This is a genomic window from Pseudonocardia adelaidensis (genome assembly GCF_039543345.1).
GTDB classification, from domain to species: domain Bacteria; phylum Actinomycetota; class Actinomycetes; order Mycobacteriales; family Pseudonocardiaceae; genus Pseudonocardia; species Pseudonocardia adelaidensis.
In genome coordinates this window covers 16,572-34,319 of sequence record NZ_BAABJO010000037.1, presented here as the reverse complement: position 1 = coordinate 34,319, position 17,748 = coordinate 16,572, and the positions used below count along the sequence as shown (strand labels likewise).

The window sequence follows — 17,748 nt, the reverse complement described above, 5'->3', positions numbered from 1 at the left end:
TCGGGGACAACCTGCTGTCCAACGCGGTCCGGGTGTCGCCGCCGGGGGGAGGAGATCGTGCTCGCCACGGGCCGGCACGGCGGCTGGGCGTGGCTGGCCGTGCGCGACCGCGGCCCGGGGATCGCCGCGGAGCACCAGGAGCGGGTCTTCGACCGGTTCTGGCGGGGCCCCGACGTCGGCAGCGGGCGGGACCGCGGTACCGGCCTGGGTCTCGCGATCGTCCGACAGGTGGTGGAGAGCCACGGCGGCGGCGTCAGGGTCCACAGCGAACCCGACGCCGGGGCCACGTTCGTCCTGTGGCTCCCGCTGCGCGCGGCAGGAGCCGTGGAACGGACGCCCAAGCCCCCGGCGCTGGACCCGCTGGCCGCCCCCACGCCCACCTGACCGTCGAACGAACGGCACGTCCGTACTGCTGTGCCCTATCGGACGAAGGCGTCGCTCGTACGCCCGGGGACCGGTCCGGCGGCGCGGCGGCGGGCGCGGTGGGCCGCGACGTTGACCCGGTTGCCGCAGACCTCCGGCACGCAGTAGCGGCGCCGGCCCGCCCTGCTGGTGTCGACGAACATGCCGTCGCAGGTCGGTGCGGCGCAGTGGCGGAACCGGTCGGGCCCGAGTGCGCGGAGCGCGGACAGCAGGGCGGTGCCGGTCAGGAGCGCGAGCTCCTCCGCGAGCGACGCGCCGGGCCGGGCGCGGACCCGCCATTCCCAGCGGCCCGCGCGGCCCCCGATCAGCTCCAGGCCGCCGGTGGCGGTGGTGAGCGCGGCGATCCGTTCGGGGTCGGGTTTCTCGAGCAGAGCGCGTAGCGTCCGCCGCAGGGCGCGAACGGCGTCCACGTCGGCCGCCGTGGGTGCGGCGGCGGGGAGCAGGTCGCGGTCGGCGAGGAAGCGGGTGAGGGCGGCGGCGTCGGGGAGCAGGTCGCCGGTGCGCACCATCACCTCGGGCGCGCTGTTGACGAGGTCCGTGGCCACCGCCGCCCCGACCCGGTAATCGTCTAATAGGAGTTGCACCTCTTACAAGCCTCCCCTACCGTGTAATGCGTGAACGTAGCCTACACCTCTGTACGGGTTCGGCCGGGAGTGGTGCTCGTCGGGCTGCTGGCACTGGCGTCGAACCTGCGCACCGCACTGGCCGGATACCCGCCGCTCATCGAGGCCGTCCGCGCCGACCTCGGCTTCTCGGCGGGCGCCGCGGGGTTCGTCCAGACCGGGGCGGTGTTGATGATGGCGGCGGGCTCGCTCGGCGGCCCGGCCGCCGCCCGTCGCGGGGGGCCGGAGCGCGCGCTCGTCGGGGCGGTCGGGCTGGTCGCGCTCGGCAGCCTCGTGCGGGGCGTCCCGGCGGCCGTGCCGCTGGTCGCCGGCAGCCTGGTCGCGGGGTTCGGCATCGGCGTGGCAGGCGTGCTGCTCACCGGGGTGGTCAAGCAGCACCTGCCCGACCGGGCCGGCGCGGTCACCGGGGCGTACGTCGTGGCGATGACGATCCCCGCCACGGTGGCGAGCGCGGTGGCGGTGCCGCTGGCCGTCGGCGTCGGCGGGTGGTCGCTGGCGCTGGCCGTGTGGGCGGTGCCGGCGGTGCTCGCGCTCGGGGCGTGGGTCCCGGTGGCGCGCCGGGTCGAGCGTCCCGTCCCGAAGGCGCGCGCCGGGTTGCCGTGGCGCGACCGCTTCGCCCGGCTGGCGGCGGCCCACCAGTCCGCCGCCTCGCTGCTCGTGTACGGCTGGATGACGTGGCTAGCGCCCTACCTCACGAGCCGGGGGTGGAGCCCGCGCGATGCGGGGATCGTGCTCGCGGTCTGGGCCGCGGCGCAGGTGCCGGGCGCCCTCGTGATCCCGGCCCTGGCCGAGCGCACCGGCCGCTGGCGGTTCTGGTCCGGCGTGGCGCTCGCCAGCACCGCGGTCGGCACGGCCGGCCTGCTGCTCGCGCCCCTGCCGCCGCTCGTCGGGCCGTGGGTGTGGGCCGTGCTCGTCGGCATCGGCTCCGGCGCCGGGTTCCCGCTGGGGCTCTCCGTGGTCGCCTGGCGCACCCCCGACGCCGCGGCGAGCGCCGCCACCAGCGGGATGGCGCTCGGCGTCGGCTACACGGTGGCCGGCAGCGGCCCGTTCGTGATGGGCCTGCTGATCGACCTGACCGCCGGGTACGCCGCCGCGATCGGCGTGCTGGTCGTCGCGGCGGCGGTGCAGGCCACCGCGATCATCCGGATCGGCGACGCGGCCCGCAGGACCTGACGTCGGGGCCGCCGGCCGAAGGGGCCGCCGCTACGGGGGCGGTCACGCACCAACGTCGGTGCTCGCACATGAACTGCAGTCGGTGTGTGGGCGCCACGGTTGGTCTGTCGCCGCCGGGCCGCGGCCTCGCACACCGACGTTCGCGTTGGTGTGGCGACCCACCGGTTGGTGTGCGGTCGCACCACGCCCTTCGGCGCGCCGGGCGGGGTCAGCGGCCGGCCGCTGCGCCCAGGAGCTGGGTGAGGTCGGCCCAGCTGCGCCCGGCCTTGTCCTTCTCGCTCATCACCGAGACCGGCATCGGCCAGTCGATCGCGAGGTCCGGGTCGTCGTAGCGGACGGTCACGTCCTCCGTGGGATCGTGCGGGGCGTCGATCCGGTAGCAGGTGTCGGCCTCGGCGAGCGCCTGGAAGCCGTGCAGGCACCCGCGCGGGATGTAGATGCTCGTCATGTTCTCGTCGTCGAGGCGGAACGTCTCGACGCGTCCCATGGTCGGCGAGCCGGGCCGCGCGTCCACCACGACGTCGAAGATGGCGCCCCGCGCGCAGCGCACCAACTTCGCCTCGCCGCGCCCGACCCGGCCGTGGAGCCCGCGCAGCCCGGCGCGTACCGTGCGCGACTGGGAGTCCTGCAGGAACGCGTGCGGGTCCACGCCAGCGCCCCGCGCCACGTCGGCGTCGAAGGTGCGGCTGAACCATCCGCGTTCGTCGCGGTGCGGCGACGGCTCGAACACCAGGAGGCCGGCGATCCCGGTCTCTCGGACGTGCATGGTGCCTCCACCGACGGTGCTCGTGTCACGGTTCGATGTGCCTGGGTGACGTCCCGGGCCTTCGGGCCGACCTTACCGCTGAGCAGTTCGACAGCACTGTGCCGCCGGACCGATCCGGGAGACCGATGGTGATCGCCAGCCCCGCCTGCCGTTCCTGTCACCGCACCGACGGAGACATCGTCCTGGACCTCGGTGCCCAGCCGTCGTCCGAGCTGTTCCCGAAGATCGACGATCCCGGCCCCGACGAGCTGTTCCCGTTGCGGATGTGGCTGTGCGCGAGCTGCGGGCTCGCCCAGCTCGCCGACGACGCCGACGTGCCGGAGGAGGTCGTGGGCGCCGAGCCCGCGGCGCTCACCACCCAGCGGGCCGACGCGGTGCGCGAGCTCGTGGCGGCCGGCGCCCTCCCGTCCGCCGGCACCGCCGCGGAGTTCCCCAGCCCGCACGGCGGCACGTGGCTGGACCTGCTCGCCGGGCACGGCTTCACCCCGGCGCCCCGCGAGGAGGGCGCCGACCTGGTGATCGATGGCTGCTTCGGCGTGATGCACGAGCGCGACCAGGACGCGGCGCTGCGGGAGCGCGCCGCGGCCGTGCGGCCCGGAGGCCGCCTCGTCGTGCAGTTCCACTCGCTGCACGCCATCGTGGCCGGCACCCAGTGGAACGCGCTGCGGCTGGGGCACTACGCCTACTACTCGACGCCCGCCATGATCGGCATGCTCGGGCGGGCCGGGTTCACCGTCACCACCGCCCGCCGGTTCCCCCTGTACGGGGGCACGGTGGCGCTCGTCGCGGGCCGCACGTCCGAGTCGCCCGCCGTCGACACGGCAGCGGTCGACGCCGTGGTGGCGCCCGAGCTCGCCGCGGGCATGCTGCGACCGGGCAAGGTCGGTGCCCTGCAGCACTCCGTGCAGCGCACGGCCGGGTCGCTGCGCGAGATGCTCGTGGCGCAGCGGGCCGCGGGCCGCCGGGTGTACGGCTACGCGGCGGCCTCGCGCGCGGTGTCGCTGCTGCGCCTCGCCGACCTCGATTCCGGCCTGCTGCGCGGGGTCGCCGACGCCTCCCCGGGCAAGCAGGACCGGCGCATGCCCGGCACCGACATCCCCATCATCACGCCCGAGGGCCTCGTGGCGGCGGAGCCGGACGTCGTCCTCGTGTTCGTCTCGGAGCTCGTCGCCGAGGCCCGGGCGGCGCTGCCGGAGATCGAGCGGCGCGGCGGCACCTGGGTGGACGCGGGCGCGGGCCGGTAGCTCTACGGCCGCCGGAGGCGGCTCCGCCCCGGGGCGGGGGCGAACGCGGCAGTCAGGCCTTCGGCGAGCCGGTCGGGCAGCGGGCTGTCCTTGTGGCGCAGCACCGGCCGTTCCACCAGGTACCAGGACGCGGCGGCGGGCAGCAGCGCGAGCGTGATCGAGACGGCCACGAACACCGCGATCGGGGCCGTGCCGAGCGCCGTCAGCACGAGGAGTTGCTGCAGGGGCCAGTGGTAGATGTAGAAGCCGTACGAGAGGTCCGTGCGGGTCCGCCACGCGAAGCTCGTGCCGGCCCACAGGCAGAGGTAGGCGAACGGCACGGCGCCGAGCACCCGGTAGTCGTCGAAGAGCGCCAGGCTCGCGAGGAACAGCCCCGCCGCGGCCGCCACGAGTCCGCCGCGCAGCGGCACCCGGTCCGCGTACAGGTATGCGGTGGCGCCCAGCAGGAACACGAGCGTGAGCCGGATGATCCGGTCGTTCAGCAGGACCGGCAGGCCGGCCACCTGCATCGCGGTGAGCGCGAGGAGCACGGCGGCGGCCGCCGGGACGAGCGCCGCGCGCCTGCACAGCACGCCGAGAGCGCCGAGCACGCCGACGATCGCGTAGCAGAGCGCCTCGAACGCGAGCGACCACACGGCCCCGTTGAAGCTGTCCTCCTTCGGCAGGTCGGCGAGGATGCCGGCGATGTCGAAGTGGACGATCAGGAGCCCCGCGTTCTGGAACACGTAGTCCCAGGCCGACGGGGTGCCGGTGAACGCCTGCAGCGGCGACATGCCCTGCAGCGCGGCCGCGACCGGCGCCACGACGAAGGCGACCACCACGAGGCACACCCAGAACCCGGGCATGATCCTCAGGAAGCGGTGCCAGGCGAAGCGCGGGAACGACTCCAGCCGGAACCAGCTGCGCGTGACCAGGTACCCGCTGAGGACGAAGAACCCGTCGAGCGCGAAGTCGCCGATCCCGGTCCGGCCGATCCCCAGCTGCCCGCCCGAGTGGGCGGACACACCGTGGTCGACGGCCACGAGCAGCGCGAACAGCAGCCGCAGCGCGTCGAAGCCGTTGCGGCGCGGGTCGAAGCGGTCCTGCAGGCTCGGCATGGGGCCTTCCGGTCGCAGTGCGGGCGAGAGACCCACACTGCGACCGGGTCGCTGAACGGATGCTGAGTGATCGATGCTGAGTGATCGATGCTGAATGATCGGCTCGGCTAGATGATGCCGGTCACCCACATCAGGCCGACGATGACGATCCACAGCGTCAACGCGACGACGACCCGCAGCCAGAGCTGCTTCACCACGGTGGCTACCCCAAGAATCCGAGTTCGTCGAGAACGAGCATCACGGACAGGAAGCCGAAGAAGAGGAACGACACGGCCAGTACCGCCAGCCGTACCCCGCCGATCTGCAGCTCCTTCGGCAGGGCCTTGCGGTTGAGCAGGATCAGCAGGCCGGAGTAGATGAACATCTGCACACCGGCGATGCAGGATGCGATCAGGACGAGCAGGAACGGCTGGTCGACGCCGGCGATGAGGATCAGCGAGCCCACGATGATCATGAGCCAGACGGACGCGGCGTAGATCCTGCTCTCGGTCCAGGTCTCGCTGTCCTTCAGTGCGTGGATCTTGAACTGGTCGGCGATCAGGCGGCTGGTGTAGTCGAGGATCCCGAGGTTGGTCGTGAAGAGCGCGATGACCGCGGCGATCCAGAAGGCGATGCCGAACCACGGCGCGACGGCCTCCTGCAGGACCTGCCCCTCCAGCAGCAGGAACGCGAGGTTCTGCTCCTGCACCTGGCCGACTCCGAGCGTCGAGTAGGCCAGCACCGACATGATGACGAGCGTCAGGATCCCGATGAGGAAGAAGGTGATGAACTGCTCCCAGTTCGCCACCTTCCACCAGCCACGCCACCGTCTCATGTTCTCGGCGTCGGTCGGGAACACGTACCCCAGTGACGGCTTCGCCTCCTCGTGCCCGGTGATGGGAGAGACGATCTTGGGCATGTGCATGCCCATACCCATGCCCTTGTCCCGGATGTAGTTGCTCTGCACGAGGTTGTTGGCGCCGCCGGCTCCGGCGAATGCCAGCGCGCCCAGCAGCAGCGCGATGCCCAGGCCCTCCTGCCCGACCGGGAAGCCGACGCCGTCGGTGAAGAGCGCGGCCCACGCCTCGCCGGTCGTGGCGGCCGGGATGGCGATCACGACGAAGATCATGATCAGCACCACCAGGACGCCCTGGATCTTCTCGACGGTCTGGTAGACGACGGGCGAGAGGGTGAGCGTGATGCCGATGGCGAGCAGCGCCGCGATCGTGATCGGGACGACCGGTGCGTCCTCGCCCATGCCGAACACGTACGTCGCCGCCGTCGCGGCGCCGGTCGCCCAGCCGGGCCAGAAGTTCTGGCAGAGGGCGAAGACGACGAACAGCCACCACCACGGCTTCCAGAACCGGGTGAAGCCGGTGATCGCGGTCTCCCCGGTGGCGAGCGTGTAGCGCTCGATCTCCATGTTGAGGAAGAACTGGATCGCGAATCCCACGACCGCCGCCCACATGAAGGTGAACCCGACCTGGGTGGTGATGTAGGGCCAGAGGATCACCTCCCCGGACCCGATGGCGGTGGCCAGGAGGATGACGCTCGCCCCGGTCACCTTCCGCAGCGGCACCGGCTCCGGGAGGTCGCGGAAATCGACGGGCGGGAGGTACTTGCTCGGAAGGGTGGTCCGGTTCCGCTCTGGACTGCTCGATGCCGTCATTCGGTTCCTCGTCTCACCGCGGGCGCTTGGAACTGTGCCGGTCGTTGACGCCGTGCCGGTCGTGCTTCCGCGCTGCCTGGAACCGGGTGGGCCGACGGGGCCGGCGTTCCGCGGCCGGTCGCATCGAGCCGGTGGAGCTGCTTCGCTCCGCGCCCACCGCGCCTCCTTGCGCGTCGGGGTGGCGCCTGCCGCCACGTGAACCACCTCACCCACAAAGGTGAGGAATCGGATGATCGCAGCAGTAACGGTAAGCGCTGTCAAGCGCCGGCGGTGCCTCCGCCTCCTCGGGCGTGGGCGTGGTGCGCCCCGGTGCCGGCCCGGCTGTGGGCCACCAGCCGGGGGTAGTCCACGGCGATCCCGGACAGGAGGGCCTCGACCGCCTGCTCGACCTCGTGGTCGGTGGTGGGGGCGTGCCCGAACAGCGCGCGGTAGTGCACCACCGAGGACAGCATGTCCAGCACGAGGCCGCGGTCGATGTCGGCACGCAGGTCGCCGCGGGCCACCGCGCGTTCCAGCATCCGGCCGACGGCGGCGCGGGGTGGGTCGAACAGCGTGGTGAGGAACGCGTCGCGCAGCTCGGGGACGGCGGCGCAGTCGGCGAACAGCGCGGCGAGCACGCCCGGCCGGATGCGGCGGAAGGCGGCCAGGAAGACCCCGATCCCCTCGCCGAGGTCGCAGAGCGTGCAGTCGGTGTCCGGAACCGGGGACTCGCCGAGGCGCGCGGCCAGCGCGGCGAGGGCGAGGTGCTGGCGGGTGGGCCAGCGCCGGTAGATGGCCGGCTTCGTCGCCTCGGCGCGCCGCGCCACCTCCTCGATGGTGAGGCGCCCGTACCCGGACTCGTCGAGCACGGCGAGCGTCGCCTCGAGGACGGTGGCGTCGATCTGCGGGTCCCGGGGACGGCCGGTCGGCATGGTCACCAGCCTATCCTTCTGTTACGTTCCGGCATGTAACGAAAAGGGGACCGATGACCGCAACCGACCCGGTGCGTGCCGGGCGCCGCGAGTGGGCGGCGCTCGGCGCGCTCGTGCTGCCCACGCTGATCGTCTCGATGGACCTCGTGGTCCTCGTCCTCGCCACGCCCGCCTTGAGCGAGGCGCTGCAACCGAGCGGGACGCAGCTGCTGTGGATCACCGACGTCTACGGCTTCCTCATCGCGGGCTCCCTGGTCACGATGGGCACCCTCGGCGACCGGATCGGCCGCAGGCGGCTGTTGCTGTCCGGTGCGGCCGCCTTCGGGGTCGCGAGCCTGCTCGCCGCGTTCGCGCCGACCGCGGAGCTGCTGATCCTGGCCAGGGCGCTGCTCGGCATCGCGGGAGCCACGCTCATGCCGTCCACGCTGTCGCTGCTGCGGAGCCTGTTCACCGACCCGGCCCAGCGCACGGTCGCGATCGGGCTGTGGGTCACCACGTTCTCGGTGGGCACCGTGCTCGGCCCGCTCGTCGCGGGCCTGCTGCTGCAGCACTTCTGGTGGGGTTCGGTGTTCCTGCTGAACCTGCCGGTGATGGCCGCCCTGCTGGTCGTGGGGCCGCGGTTGCTGCCCGAGGTGCGTGACCCGGCGCCCGGCCGGTTCGACGTCCCGGGCGCGGCCCTGTCGGTGGTCGCGGTGCTCGCCGTGATCTACGGGGTGAAGCGGTCCGCCGAGAGCGGCGCCGACCCCGGCGCGCTGCTCGTGATCGCGGCAGGCGTCGGCGCCGGCGCGCTGTTCGCCCGCCGGCAGCTGCGCATCGCCGACCCGCTCATCGACCTGCGCCTGTTCCGCTCCGTCGCGTTCAGCACGTCGGTGGCGGTGAACGTCCTGATCGGCGTGATGATGGCCGGGATCTTCCTGTTCGTCGCGCAGTACCTGCAGATCGTGATCGGCATGAGCCCGCTCGCCGCGGGCCTGTGGCTGATCCCGCCGTCCGGGGCGATCATCGCCACGTCGATGCTGTCCACCGTGGCGGTACGCCGGATCCCGGCCGCATACCTGGTGGGCGGCGGGCTCGCCGTCGCGGCGGTGGGGCTCGCCCTGCTCGCCCAGGTCGGGACCGAGCCGGACCTCGCGATCGTCATCAGCGGCACGGTGGTGCTCGGGATCGGGGCGGCGCCCGCGTCGACCCTCAGCGTGGACCTCATCATCGGGGCCGCACCCGCCGAGCGGGCCGGTGCCGCGTCGGCGATCTCCGAGACCGGCAACGAGCTGGGCAACGCGCTCGGCATCGCCCTGCTGGGCAGCATCGGCGTGGCGGTCTACCGCGGGGCGGTGGTCGACGGCCTGCCGGCCGGGCTCGCGCCCCACGATGCGGCCGCGGCCGCCGACACGCTCGCAGGTGCCCACGGCGCCGCCGCCGGGCTCCCGCCTGCCGCCGGGGCCGAGCTGGTCGCCGTGGCCACCGACGCGTTCGTCGCGGGGATGCGGCTGTCCGCGTGGGCGGCCGCCGTGCTGGCGCTGTCCGCCGCGCTCACGGCTCCCGCTCTCCTGCGTCGGGCGGCGCGCTGACGGCCCGCCCGCACAGCAACCGTGGTGCTCGCACACCAACTGCAGTTCGTGTGTGGGCACCGATGTTGGTGTGCGAGCGGGTGCCGGCTTGCCCGTGCCTCGCGTCTCCGGCGGCGGCGCCCGCCGTGGGCACAGCAACTTCGGTGGCGGCACACCAACTGAAGTTCGTGTGCGAGCACCGAACTTGGTGTGCGAGCGAGCTGCGCTCGGCGGGACATTAGGCTGGAGGCCTCATGTCAGAGGTCCTTGCAGAGCCGGCCCGGGTGCCGGACGAGGCGCGCAGGCGCCGCACGTTCGCCGTGATCAGCCACCCGGACGCCGGCAAGTCCACCCTCACCGAGGCGCTCGCGCTGTACGCCGAGGTGATCGACACGGCGGGCGCGGTGCACGGCAAGGCGGGCCGGCGCGGCGTCACGTCGGACTGGATGGAGATGGAGCGCAAGCGCGGCATCTCCATCACGTCCGCCGTGCTGCAGTTCGGCTACCGCGACTGCGTGGTCAACCTGCTCGACACCCCGGGCCACGGCGACTTCTCCGAGGACACCTACCGGGTGCTCGCCGCCGTCGACGCCGCGGTGATGCTGCTCGACGCCGCGAAGGGCCTCGAGCCGCAGACGCTCAAGCTGTTCGACGTCTGCCGCGCCCGCGGCATCCCGGTGCTCACGTTCGTCAACAAGTGGGACCGGCCCGGCCGCGAGGCCCTGGAGCTGCTCGACGAGGTGGAGCAGACGATCGGGCTGCGCCCGATGCCGCTCACGTGGCCGGTGGGGATCGCGGGTGAGCTGCGCGGGCTGGTCGAAGTGGCGACGGGGGAGTTCACCCGGTACTCGCGTACTGCCGGCGGGGCCACCCGGGCCGAGGCCGAGGTGGTGCCCGAGGCGGAGATCGCCGCGGCGGAGCCGGCGTTCTGGTCGGCGGCGCAGGACGAGCTGGCGCTGCTCGCGGAGATCGGTGCCGGGTTCGACGACAAGGACTTCCTCGCCGGCACCGCCACGCCCGTGCTGTTCGGCGCGGCGCTCACCGGCGTCGGCGTCCGGCGGCTGCTCGACGCGCTGGTCGACCTCGCCCCGGCCCCGGAGCCGCGCGACGACGCGGACGGCAACCCGCGCCCGCTCGAGGCCCCGACCTCGGGCCTGGTGTTCAAGGTGCAGGCGGGCATGGACCGGGCGCACCGCGACCGGATGGCGTTCGTGCGGATCTGCTCGGGCCGGTTCGAGCGGGGGATGGTGCTCACCCACGCCGCCACCGGCCGCCCGTTCGCCACGAAGTACGCGCAGGCGGTGTTCGGCCAGCAGCGCACCACAGTGGAGGAGGCGTTCCCCGGCGACATCGTCGGCCTGGTCAACGCGGGCGCCCTGCGTCCCGGCGACACCCTCTACGCGGCCGACCCGGTCCACTTCCCGGCGATCCCGAGCTTCGCGCCCGAGCACTTCGCGGTGGTGCGCGGCGCCGACTCGGGCGCCTTCAAGCAGTTCCGGCGCGGCATCGAGCAGCTCGACAGCGAGGGCGTCATCCAGGTGCTGGTCTCGGACCTGCGCGGGGAACAGGCCCCGGTGCTCGCCGCGGTCGGGCCGCTGCAGTTCGAGGTGGTGACCTCGCGGCTGGAGTCGGAGTTCCGCGCCCCCGTCACCCTCGAACACCTGGGCTACACGATCGCGCGCCGCACCGACGAGGCGGGCGCGGAGATGCTGGCGGGCCAGAGCGAGGTGGAGGTCCTCACCCGCCGCGCCGACGGCGTCCTGCTCGCGGTGTTCAGCAACAAGTGGCGGATGGAGACGGTCCGGCGCAAGTTCGACGACCTGGTGCTGGAGCCGTTGCCGGCGGGCAGCGGCCGCTGAATCAGCCGCCGAGCTGGGTGAGGACGGTGCTGAGTTCGCGCACGAGCGGGTGGTCCGGGCCGTGCGTGCTCCGGTAGCCCTCGATCGCGTCGCTCAGGAGCGGCACCGCCTCCGTGTTGCGGCCCTGGTTGGCGCGCATCGCCGCCAGGTCGACCTGCACGTCGAGGGTCGCGGCGTGCCGCGGTCCGTGCACCCGCCGGTAGTCGTCGAGCACCCGGGCGAGCAGCGTCTCGGCCTCCGTGACGTGGCCGAGTGAGTTGAGCACGACCGCGTAGTTGTGGCGGGACACCAACGTGTCCGGGTGATCGTCGCCCAGTCGTCGGGAGCGGGCCTCGACGAGCACGCGGTTCATCTCCAGCGCCTCGGGGTGCTTGCCCTGGTGGGTGAGCACCGCGGCGAGGTTGTGCCGCACGACCATTGCGAGGTCGGCCGTGTCGTCCCCGGGCGGTTCGATGTCGTCCAGGAGCGCCATGTACATGCGTTCGGCCTCGGCGAGCCGCGCAGGCGAGCCGCGCAACGCTCCCGCCAGCACGTTCCGGCTGCCCAACGTGTCGGGATGGGTGGGACCCAGTGCGCGCGTGGAGCGGTCGACCGTGTCGCGCATCAGCGGCTCCGCCTCGTCCCTGCGGTCGAGGTCGAGCAGGACCTTGGACAGGTTCGACGCCATCCGCAGCGTCTGGGCGTCGTCCCTGCCGCGCAACTGTTCCCAGCCGGACAGCCCCTCCCGCAGCCGCTGCTCGGCGAGCGCGAGTTCGCCCCCGTCCTGCAGGAGCCTGGTCAGGTCGTTCAACGCCAGCAGCCGGTTCTGCTGGTCGTCGGCCCGGGCGTCGACCAGCCAGCCGAGCAGCTCGACGGCCTCGTCCCGCCGGCCGGGGTGGTCCCCGAGGGCGACCGCGTACCGATGCAGCGCATGCAGCGTCTCGGGGTGGTGCAGGCCGAGCTCGTCCCGTTTGTGCTGGAACTCGAGCCCGTGGGCGTACTCGGGCGTCAGCGACGGCGTGATGTCGATGAACGGTAGCTCGCCGCGCCGCTCCGTCACGTCGATCTCGGCTCTGCCGGACTCGCCGACTACATGATCGGTGCTCTTCGACTTCTTCCTCCAGAACGGCACGGCACCAGTCCTATCGACACCCACCGGCACAGCGGATACCTCAGCTGATCAACGACCCGAATGGCCTAACGCGCCCCGGGGGCCACGCGGGCTGGTGGGATCGCACAAACGCGGGTGGCGGGCGCTGTCCCGGCTTCGTAAGTTCCGCGGGTGTCCGGGACACCTCCCGGGCAGCGATCGTGAATCGTTCCCGCATCCGCACACCGAGGTGCCCCATGCCGCGACGCCCGCCCCACCGTGTCCACCCCGTCGATCAAGTCCTGCCCGCCGGCAAGCTCGCCGTGTACGGGTTCCAGCACGTGCTCGCGTTCTACGCGGGCGCGGTGATCGTCCCGATCCTCCTTGCGGGCGCGATCGGCCTGTCCGAGCGCGAGCTCATCCACCTGATCAACGCCGACCTGTTCACGTGCGGGATCGCCTCGATCATCCAGGCCGGCGGGTTCTGGAAGATCGGCGTGCGCCTCCCGTTGCTGCAGGGCGTCACGTTCACCGCGGTCTCGCCCATGATCGCCATCGGGTTGGCGGCCGGCGGCGGCACCGACGGACTGCTGGTGATCTACGGCGCCGTGATCGTGGCCGGGCTCGCCACGTTCCTGATCGCGCCGTTCTTCGGTCGCCTGATCCGGTTCTTCCCGCCGGTCGTCACCGGCTCGGTCATCCTGATCATCGGTCTGGCGCTGCTGCCGGTCGCCGGTCTGGACGCCGTCGGCGGCGGGTCCGCCCCGCAGCCGGACAACCCCCGCTACCTCGCCTACGCGCTCGGGACGCTCGCCGTGATCGTGGCGATCCAGCGCTTCTTCCGCGGGTTCCTCGCGACGGTCGCCGTGCTGATCGGGCTGGTGCTCGGGACGTTCGTCGCGTGGCTCCTGGGCGACGCGCACTTCGACTCCGTCGGCGAGTCGGCCTGGGTCGGGGTGACCACGCCGTTCTACTTCGGGTGGCCGCAGTTCAGCTTCGCGGCGATCGTGTCCATGATCGTGGTCATGCTCATCACCGCGGTGGAGACCACCGGGGACGTGTTCGCCACGGGTGAGATCGTCGACAAGCGAGTCGGGCGCGAGGACATCACCCGCGCGCTGCGCGCCGACGGCCTCGCCACGACGATCGGTGGCGTCCTCAACTCCTTCCCCTACACCTGTTTCGCCGAGAACGTCGGCCTGGTCCGGCTCACCCAGATCAAGAGCCGCTGGGTCGTGGTCGCCGCGGGCGGGTTCATGATCGTGCTCGGGCTGCTGCCGAAGGCCGGTGCGGTGGTCGCCGCCATCCCGCACCCCGTGCTGGGCGGCGCGGCGCTGGCGATGTTCGCGGCGGTGGCCGTGGTCGGCATCCAGACGCTCTCCCGCGTCGACTTCCACGACCACCGCAACGTCGTGATCGTCGGCACGAGCGTCGGGCTCGCCATGTTCGTCACGGCCCAGCCCAACGTGGCGACCGCGGTGCCGGGCTGGGCTCAGATCGTCTTCGGCTCCGGCATCACGCTCGGCAGCATCACCGCGATCGTGCTCAACATCGCGTTCCACCACATCGGGCGCGGCCGCGGGCCGGCGGTCGCGGGCGCACCCGGCGCGGGCACCGTGCGGCTGGAGAAGGTCAACCGGATGAGCCGTGAGGAGTTCGTGACGACCTTCGGCCGGCTCTTCCAGGGCGGCGCCGCGGCCCGTGCCGCCATCGTGGCCCGGGCGTACGACCGGAGGCCGTTCGCCGACACCGGGAACCTGCGCGCCGCGTTCCAGGAGGCGCTCTTCTCCGCGCCGCCCGAGGAGCAGCAGGCGCTGATGGCCGCCTACCCCGACCTCGGGGCCGACCGGGTCGCCGAGGGCGAGGAGGGCGAGGACTCCGAGCGCGACCAGGCGAGCGCGGGCCTCACGCGGCTCGCCGACGAGGACCACGAGGAGCTCGCGGAGCTGACCGCCGCGTACCGGGAGCGGTTCGGGTTCCCGTTGATCGTCTGCGTGCGCGACTCGGGGTCGCGGGAGCGGGTGTTCACCGAGGGGCAGCAGCGGCTGGCGAACTCGCCGGCCCAGGAGCACGCCGCGGCGCTGATCGAGATCGCCAAGGTGGCGAACAACCGCTTCGCCGACCTCGTCGCCGACGCCAACCCCATCGCCACCGCGCGGACGAGGGCGTTCGGCCGATGAAGCTCGACGAGTGGAACGCCCTCGACGCGGCCGACGCCGAGCGGGAGCTGCTCCAGGTGTGCGCTTCGCGCCGGTGGGCGCGGGAGGTGGCGTCGTCGCGGCCGCACCCCGACGTGGCCTCGCTGCAGGCCACCGCGGAAGTCGCGCTCACCGACGCCGACCTCGACGAGGCGATGGCAGGCCATCCCCGGATCGGGGACCGCGCGGCCGCAGGCGCGTCCCGGCGGGAGCAGAGCGGCGTGGCCGGGGCGGACGCGGACGTGCTCACCGCGCTCGCCGACGGCAACCGCGCCTACGAGGAGCGCTTCGGGCACGTCTACCTGGTGTGCGCTACCGGCCGCAGCGCCCAGGAGCTGCTCGAGATCCTGCGCGTCCGGCTGGGCAACGACCCGGCCACCGAGCGGGCCGTGGCGCTGGCCGAGCTGGCGGCGATCAACCGGCTGCGCCTCGCTCGCCTGGTGGAGCGGAATTCATGAGCCTCTCCACGCACGTCCTCGACGCATCGCGGGGCACACCGGCCGCCGGCGTCGCCGTCCGGCTCACGACCACGGGCGGGCACGAGCTCGCCGCCGCCGTCACCGACGCCGACGGCCGGGTCCGCGAGCTCGCCGCCGAGCTCGGCGCGGGCGACTACCGGCTGACGTTCGCCACGGGGGAGTACTTCGCGGCGAACGGGCAGCAGGGGTTCTACCCCGAGGTGGTCGTCACCTTCACCGTCACCGACCCCGGACAGCACCACCACGTGCCGCTGCTGCTGTCCCCCTACGCCTACTCGACCTACCGCGGGAGCTGACAGATGGGAATCGTGCTCGGAGCCAACCAGTACGGGAAGGCGGAGAACCGCCTCGTCCGGATCTACCGGGAGACCGCGCGGCACGAGATCCGCGACGTCACCGTGTCCACGGCGCTGCGCGGCGACTTCGGCGACGCGCACCTGCACGGCGACCAGGCCAAGGTGCTGCCCACCGACACCCAGAAGAACACCGCCTACGCGTTCGCGAAGGAGCACGGGCTGCGCGCGATCGAGGAGTACGCGCTCACGCTCGGCCGGCACTTCGTCCACGACGTCGAGCCGGTGCGCGGCGCGCGGATCTCCGTGGACGAGCACGCGTGGGAACGGGTGCCGGTGGGCGGGCAGGGCCACGACCACACCTGGGTGCGCCGTGGCCCAGAGGTGCGCACCACGGTCGTCGACGTCTCCGCCGAGGGTGCCGAGGTCGTCTCGGGCCTGCGCGACCTGGTGCTGCTGAAGTCCACCGGCTCGGAGTTCCACGGCTTTCTCAAGGACGGCTACACCACCCTGCCCGAGACCGACGACCGGATCATGTCGACCGCGCTCGTGGCGCGGTGGCGCTACACCGGGCTCGACGTCGACTGGGAGAAGACCTGGGCCGACGCCCGGCGGATCATGCTGGAGCAGTTCGCCACCGTGCACTCGCTCGCCCTGCAGCAGACCCTGTGGGAGATGGGCCGCGCGGTGCTCGAGGCGCACCCGGAGATCGCCCAGATCAGCCTGCAGGCGCCCAACAAGCACCACTTCACCGTGGACCTCTCGCCGTTCGGGCTCGAGAACCCCAACGAGGTCTTCTACGCCGCCGACCGCCCGTACGGCCTGATCGAGGCCACAGTCACGCGTGATTGACCCGCGCCAGGCGGGAAACTGTGATCGTTCCGATCTGCGGCTGAGCGTCCTCGACGGGGCTGCGGCACAGCTCGGAAGGATCGTGGGGCGTTGATCGTCGCGAGGTTCAGGTGAGCGTCCTCCGCGCGGCGCTGCCGCGCATGTCGGATTGATCATCGTGCGGCACTCAGCGCGCGAGGGTGCCGTTCGCTCCACGCACGCGGGCGGCTCTGCTAACGGACCAGGTCGGCAAGCAGGTCCTCGTGCGTCACTGTCCAGGCGGCCGGGCCGATCGGGGCGACGAACTGCACCGTCTCGCCGTCGAACCACGGCCGGGCCCAGGGCAGGACCCTGCGGGCGAGCCGCTGCATCGCCACGTTCTCCGGCAGTACCGAGCCCCGCAGCTCGGTGTAGCCGATCTCCTCGGCGAGCGCGGCGAGGGCGGTGAGCAGGCGCCTGCCGATCCCGCGCCGCTGCCAGGCGTCCATTACGGCAACGGCGATGTCGGCGGTGCCGTGGCCGTCGCCGAAGAGCTGGGCGAGCCCGATCGGGCCGAGGCCGCCGGCCTCGGCGACGACGGCGGCGTGCCGGCGCCCGTCCACGTCCACCAGTCGGGCCCGGACCGACTCCGGGAGGTGCGGCACGGGGGAGTGGAAGCGCAGGTAGCGGCTGCGCGGGGACAGGCCGGCGAAGACCGCGTCGACGGTTGCCCCCGCCCGGGCGCGGTCGAGCGGCCGGACGACCGGCGCGCTCATGCCGGTCGCCGGATGGTGCGTGCGTCGGTCACGAACCGGACGGCCCTGTCGATCACGGACGGGTCGCGGAGCAGCCTGCGGTGGCCGAGGCCTTCGGTCTGCAGCAGCCGGACTCCGGGCCAGGCGTCGGCGATCGCGCGACCGTGCTCGGGTCCGACCTCCCGGTCCTGCACGTCGTGCACGACGAGCGTCGGTGGCACGGGCGTCGAGCGGTGCAGCGACGGGACGTGGAACGCCTCCCACGGCAGCCCGAGCCGCCGTACGATCGCTCGCTCCAGGCCGCCCCGCACCCGGGCGCCCCCGCCGAGCCGGCGCACGAAGCGGTCGAGCACCCAGCGCGGATCCGCCGCCGGCGCGAGCAGCACGAGGACCCGCGGCCGCATCCCGTCGCGGACGGCGTGGGCGGCGACGGCCGCGCCCATCGAGTGGGCGATCACGGCATGCGGCGGGCCGTGCTCGGCGACGACGGCGCGCAGCGCCTCGGCGAGCTCCGGGATCATGGTCGAGCGCGGTCCCGGCGACCCGCCGTGGCCCGGCCCGTCGAACGCGATCACCCGGTACCCGGCGGCGACCAGGGGCGCGACGAACCCGCCCAGCTGCTCGGAGCGGCCGCCCCAGCCGTGCACGAGGTAGACGGGCTCCCCGGTGCCCCAGGTGACCACGTGCAGGGCCCGCCCGTGCACCTCCACCGGGGCGGACGTGCCCGGGGGGAGCGCAGGCAGCCGCTCGCGCGGGATCGGCGGCGGGACGGTGAACCAGATGCGGGTCGCGAGCCGCACCGCGAGGAACGGGGCCCATCGCTCAGCCCAGGAAATGAAACGAACGATCGTGC

Annotated in this window: 17 protein-coding genes; 9 read left to right on the top strand and 8 right to left on the bottom strand. The window is 73.0% G+C overall.

What is annotated here, in order from left to right:
• The first annotated feature begins 57 nt into the window (after positions 1–57).
• On the top strand, positions 58–384 hold the full coding sequence (locus tag ABEA81_RS34880) for a sensor histidine kinase (RefSeq protein WP_345611171.1): 327 nt from the start codon (positions 58–60) through the stop codon (positions 382–384).
• A 35-nt stretch (positions 385–419) separates the two neighbouring features.
• On the opposite strand, the gene ABEA81_RS34875 is transcribed toward ABEA81_RS34880, so the two are convergent.
• A complete protein-coding gene (locus tag ABEA81_RS34875) occupies positions 420–968 on the bottom strand; it encodes a CGNR zinc finger domain-containing protein (RefSeq protein ID WP_345611169.1) in 549 nt (182 codons plus the stop codon).
• Between the two features lie 111 nt (positions 969–1,079).
• On the opposite strand from ABEA81_RS34875, the gene ABEA81_RS34870 reads away from it, so the two are divergent.
• Positions 1,080–2,219 (top strand): MFS transporter, encoded by a 1,140-nt coding sequence (locus ABEA81_RS34870; protein WP_345611168.1) that lies wholly within the window; start codon positions 1,080–1,082, stop codon positions 2,217–2,219.
• A 208-nt stretch (positions 2,220–2,427) separates the two neighbouring features.
• Here ABEA81_RS34870 and ABEA81_RS34865 read toward each other — a convergent pair whose 3' ends face one another.
• Positions 2,428–2,985, bottom strand: coding sequence for a dTDP-4-dehydrorhamnose 3,5-epimerase family protein (locus ABEA81_RS34865; RefSeq protein WP_345611167.1), 558 nt, complete (start codon positions 2,983–2,985; stop codon positions 2,428–2,430).
• A gap of 125 nt (positions 2,986–3,110) precedes the next feature.
• Between ABEA81_RS34865 and ABEA81_RS34860 the strand changes: the two genes are divergently transcribed.
• Positions 3,111–4,229: a class I SAM-dependent methyltransferase gene (locus ABEA81_RS34860; protein WP_345611166.1), complete on the top strand. Its 1,119-nt coding sequence runs from the start codon at positions 3,111–3,113 to the stop codon at positions 4,227–4,229.
• Between the two features lie 2 nt (positions 4,230–4,231).
• Here ABEA81_RS34860 and ABEA81_RS34855 read toward each other — a convergent pair whose 3' ends face one another.
• The 3 genes from ABEA81_RS34855 to ABEA81_RS34845 form a co-directional block, all read right to left on the bottom strand.
• On the bottom strand, positions 4,232–5,326 hold the full coding sequence (locus ABEA81_RS34855; protein ID WP_345611164.1) for an acyltransferase family protein: 1,095 nt from the start codon (positions 5,324–5,326) through the stop codon (positions 4,232–4,234).
• A gap of 202 nt (positions 5,327–5,528) precedes the next feature.
• Positions 5,529–6,974, bottom strand: a complete 1,446-nt coding sequence (locus ABEA81_RS34850) for an Nramp family divalent metal transporter (RefSeq protein WP_345611163.1) — start codon at positions 6,972–6,974, stop codon at positions 5,529–5,531.
• A 257-nt stretch (positions 6,975–7,231) separates the two neighbouring features.
• Positions 7,232–7,885, bottom strand: coding sequence for a TetR/AcrR family transcriptional regulator (locus ABEA81_RS34845; RefSeq protein WP_345611251.1), 654 nt, complete (start codon positions 7,883–7,885; stop codon positions 7,232–7,234).
• 53 nt (positions 7,886–7,938) lie between these two features.
• Here ABEA81_RS34845 and ABEA81_RS34840 point away from each other — a divergent pair, with 53 nt between their 5' ends.
• The gene (locus tag ABEA81_RS34840; protein ID WP_345611162.1) at positions 7,939–9,453 is read left to right on the top strand and encodes an MFS transporter; all 1,515 of its coding nucleotides are present in this window, start codon (positions 7,939–7,941) and stop codon (positions 9,451–9,453) included.
• 233 nt (positions 9,454–9,686) lie between these two features.
• Complete coding sequence (locus ABEA81_RS34835) at positions 9,687–11,291, top strand: peptide chain release factor 3 (RefSeq protein ID WP_345611160.1); 1,605 nt, start codon at positions 9,687–9,689, stop codon at positions 11,289–11,291.
• Between the two features lies 1 nt (position 11,292).
• Here ABEA81_RS34835 and ABEA81_RS34830 read toward each other — a convergent pair whose 3' ends face one another.
• Entirely contained in the window at positions 11,293–12,402 is a 1,110-nt protein-coding gene (locus ABEA81_RS34830) for a tetratricopeptide repeat protein (RefSeq protein WP_345611159.1), read from the bottom strand.
• 215 nt (positions 12,403–12,617) lie between these two features.
• Between ABEA81_RS34830 and uraD (ABEA81_RS34825) the strand changes: the two genes are divergently transcribed.
• From uraD (ABEA81_RS34825) to pucL, 4 genes are read left to right on the top strand one after another with little or no spacing between them, the layout of a single operon-like run.
• Positions 12,618–14,540 carry a 2-oxo-4-hydroxy-4-carboxy-5-ureidoimidazoline decarboxylase gene (gene uraD / locus ABEA81_RS34825; protein ID WP_345611158.1) on the top strand — a complete coding sequence of 641 codons (1,923 nt, stop codon included), beginning with the start codon at positions 12,618–12,620 and terminating at the stop codon, positions 14,538–14,540.
• Positions 14,537–15,016, top strand: a complete 480-nt coding sequence (gene uraD, locus ABEA81_RS34820; RefSeq protein ID WP_345611156.1) for a 2-oxo-4-hydroxy-4-carboxy-5-ureidoimidazoline decarboxylase — start codon at positions 14,537–14,539, stop codon at positions 15,014–15,016. Before uraD (ABEA81_RS34825) ends, uraD (ABEA81_RS34820) begins: the two co-directional genes overlap by 4 nt.
• On the top strand, positions 15,013–15,333 hold the full coding sequence (gene uraH, locus ABEA81_RS34815; RefSeq protein WP_345611155.1) for a hydroxyisourate hydrolase: 321 nt from the start codon (positions 15,013–15,015) through the stop codon (positions 15,331–15,333). Before uraD (ABEA81_RS34820) ends, uraH begins: the two co-directional genes overlap by 4 nt.
• Before the next feature lie 3 nt (positions 15,334–15,336).
• On the top strand, positions 15,337–16,182 hold the full coding sequence (pucL, locus tag ABEA81_RS34810; protein WP_345611154.1) for a factor-independent urate hydroxylase: 846 nt from the start codon (positions 15,337–15,339) through the stop codon (positions 16,180–16,182).
• A gap of 212 nt (positions 16,183–16,394) precedes the next feature.
• On the opposite strand, the gene ABEA81_RS34805 is transcribed toward pucL, so the two are convergent.
• Positions 16,395–16,916, bottom strand: a complete 522-nt coding sequence (locus ABEA81_RS34805; RefSeq protein WP_345611152.1) for a GNAT family N-acetyltransferase — start codon at positions 16,914–16,916, stop codon at positions 16,395–16,397.
• Positions 16,913–17,695 carry an alpha/beta fold hydrolase gene (locus tag ABEA81_RS34800; protein WP_345611151.1) on the bottom strand — a complete coding sequence of 261 codons (783 nt, stop codon included), beginning with the start codon at positions 17,693–17,695 and terminating at the stop codon, positions 16,913–16,915. Before ABEA81_RS34800 ends, ABEA81_RS34805 begins: the two co-directional genes overlap by 4 nt.
• Positions 17,696–17,748 lie beyond the last annotated feature (53 nt).

What these genes read in the sequence shown, in the direction of transcription:
- ABEA81_RS34865 (WP_345611167.1), bottom strand. Translation starts at nt 2,985, where the DNA reads ATGCACGTCCGAGAGACCGGGATCGCCGGCCTCCTGGTGTTCGAGCCG.
- ABEA81_RS34860 (WP_345611166.1), top strand. Translation starts at nt 3,111, where the DNA reads ATGGTGATCGCCAGCCCCGCCTGCCGTTCCTGTCACCGCACCGACGGA.
- ABEA81_RS34855 (WP_345611164.1), bottom strand. Translation starts at nt 5,326, where the DNA reads ATGCCGAGCCTGCAGGACCGCTTCGACCCGCGCCGCAACGGCTTCGAC.
- ABEA81_RS34850 (WP_345611163.1), bottom strand. Translation starts at nt 6,974, where the DNA reads ATGACGGCATCGAGCAGTCCAGAGCGGAACCGGACCACCCTTCCGAGC.
- ABEA81_RS34845 (WP_345611251.1), bottom strand. Translation starts at nt 7,885, where the DNA reads ATGCCGACCGGCCGTCCCCGGGACCCGCAGATCGACGCCACCGTCCTC.
- ABEA81_RS34840 (WP_345611162.1), top strand. Translation starts at nt 7,939, where the DNA reads ATGACCGCAACCGACCCGGTGCGTGCCGGGCGCCGCGAGTGGGCGGCG.
- ABEA81_RS34835 (WP_345611160.1), top strand. Translation starts at nt 9,687, where the DNA reads ATGTCAGAGGTCCTTGCAGAGCCGGCCCGGGTGCCGGACGAGGCGCGC.
- uraD (WP_345611158.1), top strand. Translation starts at nt 12,618, where the DNA reads ATGCCGCGACGCCCGCCCCACCGTGTCCACCCCGTCGATCAAGTCCTG.
- uraD (WP_345611156.1), top strand. Translation starts at nt 14,537, where the DNA reads ATGAAGCTCGACGAGTGGAACGCCCTCGACGCGGCCGACGCCGAGCGG.
- uraH (WP_345611155.1), top strand. Translation starts at nt 15,013, where the DNA reads ATGAGCCTCTCCACGCACGTCCTCGACGCATCGCGGGGCACACCGGCC.
- pucL (WP_345611154.1), top strand. Translation starts at nt 15,337, where the DNA reads ATGGGAATCGTGCTCGGAGCCAACCAGTACGGGAAGGCGGAGAACCGC.
- ABEA81_RS34805 (WP_345611152.1), bottom strand. Translation starts at nt 16,916, where the DNA reads ATGAGCGCGCCGGTCGTCCGGCCGCTCGACCGCGCCCGGGCGGGGGCA.